Here is a 15,648-nt window from a genome sequence, read left to right as displayed (position 1 = left end):
AATCCGCAGCACTCTCGCTCTCCCATCCGATGCGAAAGGTGCTGCCATGCCGTTGCCCGCAAGTCTCCAGGGCCGTCTCAAGATCCCGGCGATTGCCTCGCCCATGTTTCTGGCGTCCGGCCCCGATCTGGTGGTGGAAACCTGCAAGGGCGGCATGATCGGCACGTTTCCGGCGCTGAACCAGCGCACAACGGAAGGCTATGCCGCCTGGCTGGAGGAAATCGCCTCGCGGCTCGATGGCGTGGAAGGCGCTGCGCCCTTCGGCATCAACCTCATCGTCCACCGGTCCAACTCCCGCGTCGAAGCGGATCTGGCGAAGACGGTGGAGCACAAGGTGCCGCTGGTCATCACCTCGCTGGGGGCGGTGAAGGACGTGGTGGATGCGGTGCATTCCTACGGCGGGCTCGTCTTCCATGACGTGATCAACGCCCGCCACGCCGAGAAGGCGGCGGCTGCCGGGGTGGATGGCATCATCGCGGTCGCCTGCGGCGCGGGCGGCCATGCAGGCACGCTCAACCCCTTTGCACTGATTTCCGAAATCCGCTCGGTCTGGTCCGGCACGCTGGTGCTGGCCGGTGCCATCAACACCGGCGCGCAGGTGCTCGCGGCCCGTGCCATGGGCGCCGACATGGCCTATCTCGGCACCCGCTTTCTGGCAACGCAGGAGGCGACGATCGAGCCGGACTTCAAGAACATGATCGTTGAAAGCGATGCCAGCGACATTCTCTATACGCCCGCCATCAGCGGCGTGAACGCCAACTTCCTCAAGCCCAGCATCATCCGCGCCGGGCTCGATCCCGACAACCTGCCGCAGGCTGGCAAGATGAACCTCGAGCATGAGGCCAAGGCCTGGAAGACCGTCTGGTCCGCCGGGCAGGGCGCGGGCGGCATCCACGACATTCTGCCCGCCGGGGACCTCGTGGCGCGGCTGATCCGCGAATATGACGAGGCGAAACGGATGATCGCCGGCTGACGGGCTCTGTACTGCAGCTCAGATTGGCTCTTCTTTCGCCATGAGGCGGACCAGCGCCAGCACCGATACCGTGGAAATGAGCGCTGCCAGCACGAGGGCGGCAAGGGCGGCGGAGGTGCCAAGCTGCTCCTTCAGAAAGATCACGGTAAAGGGCGCGGCCGCGGACAGAACCATGCGGATGCCCGAGAGCGTGCCGGTGCGCCGGCCATAGCCTTCCGGCCCGAAATAATGCAGCGGCAGCATGCCCCGGACGATGGATGTGAGGCCCTGGCCGGCTCCATAGGTGATGGCAAAGGCAAAGAGCAGGACTGGCGCCGGCGCGAACACGGTTCCGGCCAGAAGCACAAGCCCCAGCATCAGGGCGAGGGCGGCGATGATGGCGGTCGCTGGCGGTGAAAACAGGTTGCGCCGGAGATATTCAATCAAACGGGCGGCGACCTGCGAGGGGCCGATGCAACTGGCCGCCGCGATGGCCGTCGCCGTTGCAAAGCCGAGGTCCCCCAGCAGCACCAGCAGGGCAGCTCCGACGGCGGACATGACGAAGCCGCCGCTGGCAAAGCTGATGGCCAGAAGCACCATCGGGCGGGCGTCCGGCCGTGGAGGGCGCGCCTGCAAGACCTGAGAAGCCTGGGGAGAGGCAGAGGAGGCCAGGGGCTCCGGCCGGTCCGGCAGGCCCTGCCTTCCTTTCGGCCCCTGTCTTCCCTTCGGCATGGTCAGGTGAATCGGCAGCGCGATGACGAGGTTCATCGCGGCCAGCACCAGATAGACTTCCCGCCAGCTCATCAGCGTCAGCAGCCAGTGCAGCAGCGGCCAGAACAGGGTGGAGGCAAAGCCCGCGATCAGGGTGACAAGAGTGATTTCGGCACGGGCATCGCGGCCATAACGCTGTGCAAGAGCGGCAAAGCCTGCATCATATTGCACGGCAATGGCGACGAACTCGGCGAGCAGCGCGATGACGATGAACTGCCAGGAGTTTTCCATCACGGAAATCAGGGCGAGGGTCAGTGCCGCAAAGACCGACCCGAGGCTCATCACCGGCCGGGCGCCATATCTGTCGATCATCCGGCCGATGACCGGGGCAGACACGGCCCCGGCCAGCAGCCCGGCCGAGAAGATCGCAAAGACGAAACTCTCCGTCCAGCGGAACGCGCGGGCGATCTCGGGCGCCAGAACGGAGAAGGAGTAATAGAGCGTTCCGTAACCGATGGTCATGGAAACACCCAGACCAAGGGTCGAGGGAGATATTTTCATGAGAGCCGCGAATAGCCGAGTCCTGTTTCGCCAGCATGACAGCGGTCCATGCCGGCGTCACCTCTCTTCAGAGCCCTGAGCGGCTGTCAAACTCAGATCCCCTGCAGCAGGTCCCGCAGCATGTGGGTGATGAGGTCGATGCGGCCGAGGGCTTCGCGCAGCTCGTCCTGATCCCGGTGGTTCAGCCGTGCAACTTCCACCCGGTTGCACGGCGCAATGCCCGCTTCCAGATCGTTGATCTGCTGGGTGAGGATCAGGCGGATGAGGAAGCCGTGGATGTTGGCGAGGATTTCCGCGTCCGCCTGCGAGCGTCCGGCGTGATGTGCGGCCTGCAGGATACGCTCGGGCGTGGAAAGGGCCGTCACCCCGTGGCGCAGCGCAATCGCCCGGGCCCCGGCGACGATGGGCAGAAGCCCGCCGGACTTGAGATCGACCCGCCCTTGATCATCCTTGCGGATGCGCCCGAAGAGGCCCAGCGGCGGGGCATGCGAGGCGGCGGTTTCGCCCAGCGCCCTGACCAGCGCAAGCGAGCCGCGCGCGGTATCCGCCGCAAAGTGGCGCAGGGTCTCCGCCAGCCGCGCGCCGGTGCTGCCGGACACATGGGCGGGGGTGAAGTCGTAGAAAATATCCACATTGAGCAGCGCCTGCGGAGAAGGGTGATGGGCCCATTCCTCCACCTGGTGCTGCCATTCTCCCAGGCGCCGGCGCCACTGGATGTTGCGCGCCATCACGCCGCCCTTGCAGTAGGGAATGCCCGCCCGGTCAAGGATCTCGTTCAGCCGTGTGGCAAAGCGGAAGAACCAGTCATCGGGCGAGGTCAGGTCGCCGGTGTAGTCATCGGCAATCAGCAGGGCATTGTCCTGATCGGGGGCCAGCATGCTTTCCCCGCGCCCGCCGGAGCCCAGCATCAGCACTGCATAGGCGGCGGGGGCAGGGCCCGCCCCGGCGGCCTCCAGCTCGGCCTCGGCTATTTCGGCGGCGCGGGCGGTCATGGCCTTGTTCTCGGCCGAGATGATGGCGCAGACCTGCCGCGCATCCTGCCCGTCGGCGAGAAGCCCGGTTGCCAGAGTGGGCAGGGCGGATTGCACCTTGGCAAGATCGCGCGGGCGCCCGGCCATGGCGATCTCGTCGCCCACCGTGAGTGTCGCCAGCGCCCGCTCGCGCAGGAGCGTGCGCAGGGTGAAAATGCCGGCCAGACGTCCGCCGTCATCGCTCACCCCGAGATAGCGCAGGTTCTTGCGGGCCATCAGCCCGAGGGCGCGGTAAAGGAAGGTGTCGGCCGGGGCGCTGATCACCGGAAAGCTCATCAGGGCGCCAACCTTCAGCTTGCCCGCCTCCGCACCGCGCGCCGCCAGCGCATGCAGCACGTCGCGTTCGCTCAGGATGCCCGGCTCTCCGCCCTCCCGCGTCACGATCAGGCAGCCAATGTGGCAGGCCGCCATCAGCTGGGCGGCACTGTGCAGATCGGCGGTCTCGCTGATCGAAATCGGCGGGCTGCTCATCACGTCGCCCAGCCGGTTGCGGTAAAGATAGCTGTCGATGGCCCGCTGGGTGCCCTGCTTCAGGGCGAGGCGGGAGAAGTCGTGCTGTTCGCGCGGCCGGTCGAACCAGCCGGCTTCCTCCTGGCGGGCAATCAGGCTTTGCGGCTTGCGGCAGAGGTTTTCGGCCTCCGCCAGCGTGCGGATGCCGCTGGCCAGCAGCCGGTTCTGCAGGCCCGCATAGACGCGGGCTGTCGCCATCGCATCGCCCAGCGCCGTGTGGCGGCCCTCAATGGCAATGCCGAGACTGAGGGCAAGGCTGTCCAGCGAGGTGTCGATCAGGGCGCGGTCGAGGCCGGCGACGATCAGCGCCACATCGAGCGCCTTGGGCTCTGTCCATTTTACCCCGTGCCGTTCCGCCTCGTGACGCAGAATGGCAAGGTCGAAATGGATGGAATGACCCACCACCACCGCATCGCCGATGAAGGCGGCCAGTTGCGGCAGAACCTCGGCAATGCCCGGCTTTCCGGACACATCCGCATCAGACAGGCCATGGATGCGCCGGGCGACCTCCGGGATCGGCATATGCGGGTCAACGATGACGTTGAAGACCGCCTCGTCCTGGATCTCCTGGCCGTAGAGCCGGACGGCCCCGATCTGCACCACCCGGTCGGAGCGCACGTCCAGCCCCGTGGTCTCGGTGTCGAGGACCACGGTGTTGAGTGCGATGAGCGGCGTGACCGGGCTGACGGGCTGCTTCAAGCGGCCTTCTCCCCGGTGAGGGCGCAGAGCTGGCGGGCAAAGGCGGGAAGGTCGATCCGTTTGCGCAAGGTGGCCTGATAATCGATGAAACGGAAGGCCACGTTGTTGACCACCATCATCTTGTCCGCTGCGCGCACATCATCGGTGATGGGGGCATGCTGCAGCAGCCGCAGCGCCGTCGCCGTGGTGATGGCGTCGGGCGAAAGCGGCGTCTTGTCCATCAGGTGGGCAAGCCGGGCGTCAAACTCTGCTTCCACATCTCCCCAGCCCCGGTCCTTGCGGTGCTCCGGCAGGTCTTCGCTGGCCAGCACCTCGCGGTAGAGGCGGGACAGGATGGCGGCCCGCTCCTGCGGCGGCGCCGGCAGCAGGGGGCGCACCTCCGCCTCGATGATCAGGATGATATCCTGCGCTGCAACGGCAAAGCCTTCCCATTTGCAGATCTGCAGCGCGAATCCGAAATCCGCATCCTGGAAAAGTTTCGGCCCTGCCAGCAGCGAACGGGCTCGCAAGTAGGAGTAGCTGGCACCTTGCGCCAGGAAGGCGGCGCCTGCCCGGATGGCTTCCACTGCGGAAGCCCAGTCTGAACGCTGCCGTTTCGGCAGGATGGATCCAATGAAATCAAGCACTTGAATGCGATCCTCCCGTGTTTCAGCTATTGTTTACCTGCTGAATTAGTCTTTAGGATAACTTCACATGATGAGTGTGAAGGGAATAGTCTCAAGGTGCAAGTATCTCCGCACTGCAATATAGAAAATTGCTGCTCTTGCGAAAAGCTTGAAGTATTAGACTTTAGTCTAGGGGAATATTGCGTGGGGGGGTACGGGCCGTGCCGGCATGCTGGCTGTTGCGGCCCCTGATGCGTTTACGGGAGGAATGACCTTGACCGACAAGCTGCCGCCGGAAGTTGCAGCAGCCCACTGGAGCAAGACACGCGGTCTCATGTGGACCACGCTTGCGATCTGGGCTGTCTTCAGCTTCCTGATCCACATCTTCGTAACGTCGCTGAACAGCGTCGTGATCCTTGGGTTCCCGCTCGGCTTCTACATGGCTGCGCAGGGCTCGCTCATCATCTTCGTCGTGCTGATTTTCTGGTTCTCAAGCCGCCAGAACGCCATCGACGAGGAATTCGGCGTCGCCGAAGACTGAGGGGGGCTGCACCATGGCATTGAGCATGAAAGGTGACTTCACCGACAACCTCGGCAAGATCTATTCGGTCTATGTCGGCGGCTTTGCGTTCTTCGTCGTCCTGATGGCCATTTTCGAGGCGCTGGGTGTTCCCGACCGCTTCATCATGTGGAGCTACATGGCGGCGACCATCGGCATCTATGCCTTCATCGGCATCATGTCGCGAACGGCGCAGGTCTCGGAATATTACGTCGCGGGGCGCTCCGTTCCGGCCATCTACAACGGCATGGCGACCGGCGCCGACTGGATGTCCGGCGCCAGCTTCGTCGGCATGGCCGGCACGCTCTTCGTGCTGGGCTATGACGGTCTTGCCTATGTTCTGGGCTGGACCGGCGGCTACGTGCTGGTGGCCGTGCTTCTGGCACCCTACCTGCGCAAGTTCGGCGCCTACACGGTTCCGGACTTCCTCGGCACCCGCTACGGCGGCAACGCGGCACGCCTCGTCGGCATCGTCGTGCTGTTCGCCTGCTCCTTCACCTACATCACCGCACAGGTCTATGCCTCCGGCATCATCGCCTCGCAGTTCCTGGGCATCGACTTCCAGTACGCGGTGTTTGCAGGCCTTGCCGGCATTCTCGTCTGCTCCATGCTGGGCGGCATGAAGGCTGTGACCTGGACGCAGGTGGCCCAGTACATCGTGCTGATCGTGGCCTATCTGCTTCCGGCCGTGTGGATGTCGACGGTGCAGTTCGGCATTCCGCTGCCGCAGCTCACCTATGGCGGTGCCCTGACCCAGATTGCCGAGTACGAGGCGATCCTTGGCGTTGCCAAGGCGCACGTGGCACCCTTCGTCAACCTGACGCCGCTCGACTACTTCAGCCTGATCTTCTGTCTGATGGTCGGCACGGCCTCTCTGCCGCACATCCTCATGCGCTTCTTCACGACGCCGACGGTGCGTGAAGCACGCAAGTCGGTGGGCTGGTCGCTGTTCTTCATCTTCCTGCTGTACTTCACGGCACCGGCCTACGCTGCCTTCTCGAAGTTCAACCTGATGGGTCTCTTCGTCGGGGCAGGGGCGGAAGCACAGTATCAGCTGGCCTATTCCGCCATCCCGGCGTGGATGCTGGAATGGGGTTCGATCGCCGGTCACCAGCTGGTGACGATCTGCGGCGTGAAGGCTGAAACGATCGCAGCCATCCAGACGGCCTGCGAGGCCAAGGGCTTTGCCAACGGCTTCCCCTATGGCGAACTCCGGCTCAACAACGACATGATCGTGCTCTCGACCCCGTCGATCGCCGGCATGCCGGTGTGGGTTGTCGGTCTCGTCGGTGCCGGCGGCTTCGCTGCAGCCCTGTCGACCGCCGATGGCCTGCTGCTCGCCATCGCCAACGCCCTGTCCCACGACGTCTACTACAAGATGATCGATCCGAAGGCCGACGCAAAGCGCCGCCTGATGATCTCCAAGATCCTTCTTGTCGTCGTCGCTCTGGCTGCTGCCTTCCTGGCACGCACCAAGCCGTCGGACATCCTGTCCATGGTGGCCTGGGCCTTCTCCATCGCCGCTGCGGGGCTCTTCGCGCCGCTGGTGCTGGGCGTCTGGTGGAAGCGTGCGACCAATCTGGGCGGTATCATGGGCATGATCGCCGGCTTCGGCGTCACCATGTACTACCTGATCGGCAACGTGTACGGCTTTGACTTTGTCAAGGGCACGGGCGACGAGATCAGCTGGTTTGGCGTCAAGGCCATCTCGGCAGGTATCTTCGGCGTGCCGGTGGCCTTCGTCGTCACCTATGTGGTGTCGCTGGTCACGCCTGCCCCCAGCCAGGAGATGCAGGACTTCGTTGACCGCTTGCGTCTGCCGAAAGGCGGTACCATGATGGTCGCAGGGCACTGATCTGCCAAAAGAGAAAATGGCGCAGGGTCTTTGGACCCTGCGCTTTTTTTGTCTCTGCCGCTCGCCTTTGCGGCAGGACGCAGGAGAATCGGGAAGCACTCATGCAGCAGCAGGCAACCGCCCTTAACGGCGTCCTCTATCTGACCGGCACCTATCTTCTGGCGGTCGTCACCTTTCTGGCGGGCGGGGCGCCCGGTATCGTCGCCGTCTATCTCGGGGGCACCTACGCCCTGTCGGCGATCGCCGCATTCCTGTTTGCCAGGGGGCTTCTGGAGTTTGTGTTCGGCGAGCGCGAGATCACCTTCTTCGTGGTGCTGCGAAAGGTCACCAATCCGTTTCTGGCTCTGGTGGCCCCGATCACGCCGGGCTTTCTGATGCCCTTTGCCGCCGCGCTCTATGGGGCGTTTCTGTTCTTCTTCCTGAAGATCATGCTGTTCGGCGATGCCTTCTTCGGCCTGCCGCCGCTCTTCATCCCGGCCTATCTGACGATTGCCTCGCTCTTCGGGGGCTGAGGCAGCCTCAGGGCTGTTCCATGGCCGCGTTCCATTCCTCCAGAAAGCGGGCGCGCGTCAGCTTGTCGAGCTGGGCCAGCAGGCCGGGATCCAGGCGGATGGGGCGCAGGTGCGGACGCTCGGCATAGACGCCCGGATCAATCGGCGGCAGCCCGGTCCGCTCGGTCAGCAGGCTCTGGCCTTCGGGCGAGACGAGAAAGGCGAGGAAGTCCTGCGCGAGGCCCGGCTGGCGCGCGTTGGCAGGCACCAGCGCCGTGCGAAGCAGAGTGATGGTGAAATCCTGCAGCTCGATCACCTCGAAGCCTTCGCGTTCCATCTTGTCACGCGGCAGGTAGCTGCCCAGCACATTGTAGGCCATGAGGATCTTTTTCGTCTGCACATCCGTGATCATCTCGCCCGAACAGCAATAGAGCTTTGCGTCGAGCCGGCCCATCACCTCGGCAAGGCGCCAGAAGGTGTCGCTCATGCGGGCGTCCTGAGCCGCGAACATATAGCCGACGCCCGCAACGGCCGGATCATAGGTGCCGATGCGCCCGCGGAAGCGCTCCGGATTGTCGCGCAGCAGGTTGATCAGGTCCCGCCGGGTGCCCGGCAGGGGCAGGCCGCCCGCCAGGGCTTCATCTGCCAGCAGCACGACGGCCGGCTCCTGCGCCACGCCCACCAGCCGGTCCTGCCAGCGCGCCCAGGGCGGACGGGCGGCTATGATCTCCTCGTGCAGCGGCTGCGCGAGGCCATCATTTGCCAGCTTCATCTGCAGATCCATCGCGGAAGAGATGACCAGATCAAACCTCTCCTTCTCCGTCGCCACCGCATCGTAGAGCCCCTGGCTGGGCGAGACGATATAGTGGATCGCCACAGCGGGGTGCTCACGGACATAGCCCTCGATCACCGGCTGGAACACCTCGATGTCCGTGCTTGAGACGATGCGGATTTCATTGGGCGCCGAGGCCGGTCCGAACCGGCGCTCAGCTTCGATGGTCATCGCCTGAGCCTGACTAAGCGGCATCAGAAAGATTATTGCCACCGCAAGGAGTTGCAGTCCTGTTCTCATGAGGCGCTTGAGCTCATCGCGGGAAGCCGCAGCATCAGGGACAGCTGTCATGATCTTTCCTCCTGCTGCGCCAGAAGCGGCAGCTGCAGCGTTGCCAGCGCGCCGCCTCCCTCGGCAGCCTCCAGGCTGAACCGGCCCTCCATGACAGCCGCCGCCTCGCTGACAATGGTCAGGCCGAGGCCCGAGCCTATCACGTCATCGACATTGGTGCCGCGCTGGAAACGGCCGGAGAGAGTGCCGCCGCTCTGGCCGTCAAGGCCCCGCCCGTGGTCGCGGCAGGTCAGTTCGGCCATCTCGTTCTTCCGCTGCAGCGTCAGGTGAATGTCCGTGTCCGGCGGAGAATACTTGATGGCATTATCGATGAGATTGCGGATGGCGGCCTCCAGCAGCACGGCATCGCCAAAGGTGGTCAGTGGTTCTTCCGGGCAAGACAGCCGGATGTGAATATCCTTGAGATCCGCCGCCGTCCGGTACCGCTCGGCCAGTGCAGCGGTCACCCGGCCGAGGTCGACTTCACTGAAACTCTGCTGGCCGGCGCGGTAGGCGACGGTCGCATGGTCGAGCAACTGGCCGGTCGAGCGGGAGCCCTCGTCAACGGCACGGATGAGGCCGCGCATGCGCTGGCGCATGGCTTCATCGGAAGCAAGGCGCAGGGCCAGTTCCGCTTCGCTGCGGATGGTGGCCAGCGGCGTGCGGATGTGATGGGCGGCCTCGGCAATGAAGGTTTCCGTCTGTGCCAGAGTGCCGCGCAGGCGCGTGATGAAGCTGTTGAGCGCAGAGATCAGCGGCACAAGCTCGGCCGGGGCAGGGTGGCGCACCGGGCGCAGGTCGCGCGGGCCGCGCCGCTCCATGGCTGCGGCGAGCTTTTCGATGGGCCGCAGCAGGCGCGAGGCTGCCAGCAGCGACAGGGGAATGGCGGCGAGAAACACGGCAAGGCCAAGCGCGGCTGCCCGGTTGGCAAGCCGCGCGGCAATGGCATTCTGCGCTTCCCGTGTCTGCCCGACCATGACCAGCAGCCGGACCGGCCCCTCGTCAATCACCAGATTGCGGGCGACAGCCGCGATACGCAGCTCGGCATCGCGGTAGAGGGCGGTGTAAAAAACCGGCTCCAGCGAAGAGGGGGCCTTTGCGGGAGCAGGCAGATCCTCGTAGCCCGTCAGATCGCGCCCGCCGATCATGATCCGGTAGAAGATCCGTTCCTCGCCCATGGCCGAGAGGATGGAGAAAGTGCCGGAGGGCAGTTCCACCAGCGGGCCGCCATCGACGCTGCGCAGTTCCTCGGCAATGGCGATGGTCGCCGCGCCCAGAATGCCGTCAAGAGTTGCTTCCGAGGCCTGTTCGGAACTGATGCGCACGGCAAAGAAGAGGGCGATGGCGAGAATGGCGGAAAGACCCAGGAGCTGGGTGACCAGCCGGCGCCGCAGGGAAGGGGAGTAAGGGGCCGCGTTTTGCCCGCCTGCTCTGCCTTTGCGGGGCCGGTCCATAGGCCGGTTCATGGGCTGGTCAGCCGGTAGCCCAGGCCGCGCAGGGTTTCGATGCGCAGGCTGCTGCCCTGCAGCTTCTTGCGCAGACGCCCCACATAGACCTCGATGGCATTGTCCGTGACCGGTTCGGAATAGGAGAACAGCCGGTCGCACAGATGGTCCTTTGACAGGATGCGCCCGGGCGCGGCCAGGAAAACCTCGAAAAGCCGCAGTTCGCGGCTGCGCAGTTCCCGGCTCTCGCCCGCAACGATCACCTGGCCGGCCATCGGATCGAACACCACATCGGCAAAGCGCTGCTGCGCATTGGGCGTGCCGCCGCGGCGGCGCAGAACCGCCCGGCACCGGGCTTCCAGTTCGGTGAAGTCGAAAGGCTTGGTGATGTAGTCATCGGCGCCCATGTCGAGCGTGCCCACGCGGTCGGAAACGGCGGACCGTGCCGTCATGACGATCACCGGTGTCGCATCGCCTTTCTGGCGCTGTGCTGCGAGAAACGCCCGGCCGTCTCCATCAGGCAGCATGATGTCGAGAAGGATGAGATCGTAATCGGCTGACGCCAGACAGGATCTCGCGGTTTCGAGATCCGGGGCGTGATCGACGGCATGGCCCTCCAGCGTCAGGCGCTCGCGAACAGAACGCGCAAGGTCGCCATTGTCCTCGACAAGCAGGAACCGCAAGGCCATCCCCCCAGAATTTATACCTGTGACAGGTTTGTGTCAGGTTTGGACGAAACTATGGCCGGGCGCAAGAGGTCCGGATCGGCCTTGCGGACTGATACCAATGCCCCAGGGAGGAGAACCAGGGATGAAAACTACGCTTAAGGCGCTTGCACTCAGCGTCATGATCGGTGCTGGCATGTCCACCGTTGCTGTTGCGACGGAATGCATTGCACCGGCAAACCCCGGCGGCGGCTGGGACTTCACCTGCCGTCAGGTCTCCCAGATCATGTATGAGATCGGCGTTGTGCCGAACCCCATCCAGGTCACCAACATGGCCGGTGCCGGTGGCGGTGTGGCCTACACCCATGTCGTGGGGCAGCGTGACACGGATGCTGACCTCCTCGTGGCCGCTTCCTCGGCAACGACCACCCGTCTTGCCCAGAACGCCTTTGCAGGCATGACGGCTGATCAGGTCCGCTGGCTCGGCACCCTTGGCGGCGATGCCGGTGTCATCGTCGTGGCAAAGGACAGCCCCTATCAGACCCTCAATGATCTGATCGAGGCCGTGAAGGCCAATCCCGCCAAGAACGCTTTCGCAGGCGGCTCGGCCGTGGGCGGCTTCGACCATCTCAAGGTGCTGATGATGATGGATCGTGCCGGCTTCACCGACGCACGCGCCATCAAGTACATCGGCGTGGATGGCGGCGCCGATGCCATCACCCAGACCGTGGGCGGCTTTACCGCTGCGATGACCGGCGATATCTCGGAGATCTCCGGCTTCATCAAGTCGGGCGATGTGCGTGCGCTGGCCGTCTTTGCCGAAGAGCGGGTCGAGGCGTTCCCGGACGTTCCGACGGCCAAGGAGCAGGGGCTTGATCTCGTGGCCATGAACTGGCGCGGCTTCTATGTCCCGAAGGGCATCTCCGACGAAGAGTTCAACGTCTGGGTCGATCGCCTGCAGAAGGTCGCCGAGTCCGAGCAGTGGAAGAAGGTCATGGCTGACAACGGCCTTGCTCCCTACGCCCTGATCGGCGGCGAGTTCGAAGGCTGGGTTGCCAACAACATCGCGGAAATCCAGGAGATTTCCCGTGAGATCGGGATCATCAAGTAATGAAGGGTGACCGGATCTTTGGTCTGGTCATGATCCTCGTGGCGCTGGGGTATCTCTCCAGCGCCACACAGATTGAGACCAGCTTCATCTCGGACCCGATCGGTCCGCGGATTTTTCCCTACATGATCGGCGGCGTGACCATTCTCGCCTCCCTCACGATGATGCTGCGTCCGGACCCGGACGTCGAGTGGCCCTATGGCCTGATGCTCGCAAAGCTGGGTTTCACGCTGCTTCTGCTGATTGGCTATGCAATGATGATCCGCCCGCTTGGCTTCATCATTCCGACCTTCATCGTGGCCGGCATCATCAGCTATCAGATCGAGCCCCGGCCTGTCCCGGCACTCCTGACCGGCGCAGGGCTTTCCATCGGCCTCTTTACACTCTTCAAGTTCGTGCTCGGTCTCGGCCTCGTGGCGTTTCCGCGCGGGTTGCTTGGGTGAGGGGACAACATCATGGATATCCTGTCTAATCTGGCGCTCGGATTGTCCGTGGCGCTGACGCCGACCACGCTGTTCCTGGCGATCGTCGGCTGCTTCCTGGGCACCATCATTGGTGCGCTGCCGGGCCTTGGCCCCTCAAACGGCGTGGCGCTGCTGATCCCGATCTCCTTCACGCTCGGCCTTGACGCCATGTCGGCGCTGGTGCTGCTGACCTCGGTCTATTACGGCTGCATGTATGGCGGGCGCATTTCGTCGATCCTGCTCAACATCCCCGGTGACGAGCCGGCGATGATGACCACGCTGGACGGCTACCCCATGGCCCGCAAGGGCCGGGCAGGGGATGCGCTGGTGATTTCGGCCGTGGCCTCCTTCGTGGGCGCTTTCCTCGCCACCGTTGGCCTGATGGTCATGTCGCCGCTGCTTGCACGCGTGGCTTTCCAGTTTGGCCCGGCGGAGTATTTCGCCCTCTATCTGCTGGCGTTCTGCACGCTCGGCGGTCTGGGGTCGAACAACCAGGCCAAGGCGGCCCTTGCCGCTGCCATGGGGCTGGGTATTGCCATGATCGGCCTGGACAAGACCACGGGCATGCCGCGCTTCACCTTTGGTGAACTGCATCTGATGGATGGCATCGACTTCCTCGTCGCCATCGTCGGGCTCTTTGCCGTCTCGGAAATCTTCTTCTTCATCGAGAGCCACGGCAAGAACAGCGCCATCGGCGTGAAGCTCGGCTCCACGCGGATTCCGTGGGCGGATATCTGGCTGACCCGCTGGACCATGCTGCGGTCGACTGTCATCGGCTTCGTTGCAGGCGTTCTGCCCGGGGCTGGTGCGTCTCTTGGCTCTTTCCTTGCCTATGCCGGCGAAAAGGCCATTGCCAAGGACAAGCACACCTTCGGCACCGGCAATCCGAAGGGCATCGCCGCACCTGAAGCGGGCAACAACGCCGCTGCCGGTGGTGCGCTGATTCCGATGCTGACCCTCGGCGTTCCGGGCTCCGGCACCACGGCGGTGCTTCTGGCCCTGCTGCTGACGCTCAACATCACGCCGGGGCCGCTGCTGTTCACGGATCGTCCGGAAATCGTCTGGGGCCTGATCGCCTCGCTCTTCATCGGCAACTTCGTGCTCCTGGTCCTCAACATCCCGATGGTGAAGATCTTCGTGCGGATTCTGTCGGTGCCGAGCTACATCCTGCTGCCCGGCGTGACGATGATTGCCTTCGTCGGCATCTTCTCGCTGACCGGCTCGTCCTTCGACATGCTGATGATGGTTGCCTTCGGTGCCCTGGGCTACATCCTGCGCAAGCTGGACATCCCGACCGTGCCGGTGATCCTAGGCATCCTGCTGGGCAACCAGATGGAAGACAACCTGCGCCGCGCCATGGTGCTGTCGGATGGGGACTGGACTTACCTGTTCTCTTCGGGCATTGCCATTGGCCTCTGGACTGCGGCCGTGCTGGGCTTCGTTGCCCCCATCTTCCTGCGCCGCTTCCTCAAGAAGCCGCTGCCGGACAGTGAAACGGCCGTTGCTGACGCAGCGGCGGCAGACAAGGACTAAGACATGACCACCCGCGTGCTGGTGCCTTCAGGCGTCCTCGGACTGGGGTTTGACCGGGAGGCGCTGGCTCGCGGCGTGCGTCTCCGCCCCGACATCATCTGCATTGATGGCGGGTCCACCGACAGTGGCCCCTTCTCACTCGGGGCGGGGGTATCCAAATACTCCCGCGCCGCCACCAAGGCCGAATGGCGCGACCTGATGAAGGCGCGCGCCGAGGCCGGCGTTCCTCTCGTCATCGGCACGGCCGGCACCTGCGGTGCCGATGCAACCGTGGACTGGATGTATGAGATCACCTGCGAACTGGCGGCCGAACTTGGCCAGAGCCTCAAGATCGCACGGGTCTATTCCTCCCAGCCGAAAGAGCGGATCCTCAAGGCGCTGGCGGAGGGCCGCATCCGCCCGCTGACCCCGGCGCCGGAGATTTCCGCAGACCTGATCGGCTCGCTCTCCAACATCGTGGCGCTGGCCGGTGCCGAGCAGATCCAGGCCGCGCTTGAGACAGGTGCCGATATCGTCATCGCCGGACGCACCACCGACACGGCGACCATCTGCGCGCTGCCGCTTGCCCGCGGTGAACATCCGGGCGGGGCCTGGCATGGGGCAAAGATCGCCGAATGCGGCGCGCTCTGCTCCACCAATCCCACCTCCGGCGTGATCATGGTGGACTTCGACAAGGATGGTTTCACGGTCGAGCCGCTGGCGGACAATGCTGCCTGCACGCCCCATTCCGTTTCCGCCCATATGCTCTACGAGAATTCCGATCCCTATCAGCTCTATGAGCCGGGCGGCTATCTCGATGTGCGCGGTTCGCGCTACACGGCGCTGGATGAGCGGAGGGTGCGGGTCGAGGGGTCGCGCTGGGTCGAGGGGCAATATACGGTGAAGCTGGAGGGCGCCCGTGTGGCTGGCTACCAGACCACCATCATGGCCATTTTGCGCAATGACCGTTATGTGCGCGAGGCCCGCGCCTGGGTGGACCGCCTCACCGGTTTTCTGACCGGCGAAATCCGCTCCCGCATGGGACTGGAGCCGGGCGCCTATGACCTGCAGTTCCGCCTCATCGGCGTGGACGGCGCGCTGGGGGCCATGGAAAACCGCAAGGGCGATCCGGTCGAGATCGGCGTTCTGGGTATCGTGACCGCTGAAACGCAGGCGATTGCCTCTGAAATCGGCAAGCTCATCAATCCCTTCGTGCTGCATTATCCGCTGACGGACAACGAGGAACTGCCGACGTTTGCGTTTCCCTATTCTCCGGCCCAGTCGGACCGCGGCGCGCTCTACGAGTTTGCCCTCAACCATGTGCTGGAACTGGACGACCCCATGTCCGCCTTCCGCATTGACGTGACGGAGGTCTGAT

At 64.2% G+C, this 15,648-nt stretch carries 14 protein-coding genes; 8 read left to right on the top strand and 6 right to left on the bottom strand.

All coding sequences use genetic code 11. The features are described 5' to 3' along the window. Positions 1–46: 46 nt before the first annotated feature. Positions 47–973, top strand: coding sequence for a nitronate monooxygenase family protein (locus IF10I1_RS17175; RefSeq protein ID WP_058900087.1), 927 nt, complete (start codon positions 47–49; stop codon positions 971–973). 18 nt (positions 974–991) lie between these two features. Here IF10I1_RS17175 and IF10I1_RS17170 read toward each other — a convergent pair whose 3' ends face one another. The 3 genes from IF10I1_RS17170 to IF10I1_RS17160 form a co-directional block, all read right to left on the bottom strand. Further along, a complete protein-coding gene (locus IF10I1_RS17170) occupies positions 992–2,185 on the bottom strand; it encodes an MFS transporter (RefSeq protein WP_244284740.1) in 1,194 nt (397 codons plus the stop codon). Positions 2,186–2,316: 131 nt separating this feature from the next. Beyond that, positions 2,317–4,464 (bottom strand): DUF294 nucleotidyltransferase-like domain-containing protein, encoded by a 2,148-nt coding sequence (locus tag IF10I1_RS17165; RefSeq protein WP_094462941.1) that lies wholly within the window; start codon positions 4,462–4,464, stop codon positions 2,317–2,319. Next, the gene (locus IF10I1_RS17160) at positions 4,461–5,090 is read right to left on the bottom strand and encodes a hypothetical protein (RefSeq protein WP_050471787.1); all 630 of its coding nucleotides are present in this window, start codon (positions 5,088–5,090) and stop codon (positions 4,461–4,463) included. The genes IF10I1_RS17165 and IF10I1_RS17160 overlap by 4 nt, the downstream gene beginning before the upstream one ends. A 247-nt stretch (positions 5,091–5,337) precedes the next feature. On the opposite strand from IF10I1_RS17160, the gene IF10I1_RS17155 reads away from it, so the two are divergent. From IF10I1_RS17155 to IF10I1_RS17145, 3 genes are all read left to right on the top strand, one after another. Beyond that, positions 5,338–5,610, top strand: coding sequence for a DUF4212 domain-containing protein (locus IF10I1_RS17155; RefSeq protein ID WP_050471786.1), 273 nt, complete (start codon positions 5,338–5,340; stop codon positions 5,608–5,610). 13 nt (positions 5,611–5,623) lie between these two features. Further along, the gene (locus IF10I1_RS17150; protein ID WP_186393662.1) at positions 5,624–7,483 is read left to right on the top strand and encodes a sodium:solute symporter family protein; all 1,860 of its coding nucleotides are present in this window, start codon (positions 5,624–5,626) and stop codon (positions 7,481–7,483) included. Positions 7,484–7,584: 101 nt separating this feature from the next. Beyond that, positions 7,585–7,995 carry a hypothetical protein gene (locus IF10I1_RS17145; RefSeq protein WP_122519897.1) on the top strand — a complete coding sequence of 137 codons (411 nt, stop codon included), beginning with the start codon at positions 7,585–7,587 and terminating at the stop codon, positions 7,993–7,995. Positions 7,996–8,002: 7 nt separating this feature from the next. On the opposite strand, the gene IF10I1_RS17140 is transcribed toward IF10I1_RS17145, so the two are convergent. The 3 genes from IF10I1_RS17140 to IF10I1_RS17130 all read right to left on the bottom strand — a co-directional run bounded on the left by IF10I1_RS17140 (position 8,003) and on the right by IF10I1_RS17130 (position 11,210). After that, positions 8,003–8,977, bottom strand: a complete 975-nt coding sequence (locus IF10I1_RS17140) for an ABC transporter substrate-binding protein (protein WP_186393661.1) — start codon at positions 8,975–8,977, stop codon at positions 8,003–8,005. Between the two features lie 116 nt (positions 8,978–9,093). Then, complete coding sequence (locus IF10I1_RS17135) at positions 9,094–10,530, bottom strand: sensor histidine kinase (RefSeq protein ID WP_186393660.1); 1,437 nt, start codon at positions 10,528–10,530, stop codon at positions 9,094–9,096. A gap of 8 nt (positions 10,531–10,538) precedes the next feature. Continuing rightward, positions 10,539–11,210 (bottom strand): response regulator transcription factor, encoded by a 672-nt coding sequence (locus IF10I1_RS17130; RefSeq protein WP_244274442.1) that lies wholly within the window; start codon positions 11,208–11,210, stop codon positions 10,539–10,541. Between the two features lie 121 nt (positions 11,211–11,331). Between IF10I1_RS17130 and IF10I1_RS17125 the strand changes: the two genes are divergently transcribed. From IF10I1_RS17125 to IF10I1_RS17110, 4 genes are read left to right on the top strand one after another with little or no spacing between them, the layout of a single operon-like run. Further along, positions 11,332–12,297 carry a tripartite tricarboxylate transporter substrate binding protein gene (locus IF10I1_RS17125; protein ID WP_208977393.1) on the top strand — a complete coding sequence of 322 codons (966 nt, stop codon included), beginning with the start codon at positions 11,332–11,334 and terminating at the stop codon, positions 12,295–12,297. Beyond that, a complete protein-coding gene (locus IF10I1_RS17120) occupies positions 12,297–12,737 on the top strand; it encodes a tripartite tricarboxylate transporter TctB family protein (RefSeq protein WP_050471780.1) in 441 nt (146 codons plus the stop codon). Before IF10I1_RS17125 ends, IF10I1_RS17120 begins: the two co-directional genes overlap by 1 nt. Positions 12,738–12,749: 12 nt before the next feature. Continuing rightward, on the top strand, positions 12,750–14,291 hold the full coding sequence (locus IF10I1_RS17115; RefSeq protein ID WP_186393659.1) for a tripartite tricarboxylate transporter permease: 1,542 nt from the start codon (positions 12,750–12,752) through the stop codon (positions 14,289–14,291). A gap of 3 nt (positions 14,292–14,294) precedes the next feature. Next, positions 14,295–15,647 carry an acyclic terpene utilization AtuA family protein gene (locus tag IF10I1_RS17110; RefSeq protein WP_186393658.1) on the top strand — a complete coding sequence of 451 codons (1,353 nt, stop codon included), beginning with the start codon at positions 14,295–14,297 and terminating at the stop codon, positions 15,645–15,647. The last annotated feature ends 1 nt before the right edge of the window (position 15,648 follow it).

The sequence above is a fragment of the Pannonibacter sp. I15F10I1 genome (assembly GCF_900185665.1).
Classification (GTDB): Bacteria; Pseudomonadota; Alphaproteobacteria; order Rhizobiales; family Stappiaceae; genus Pannonibacter; species Pannonibacter indicus.
This window is presented reverse-complemented; position numbering and strand designations above follow the sequence as displayed.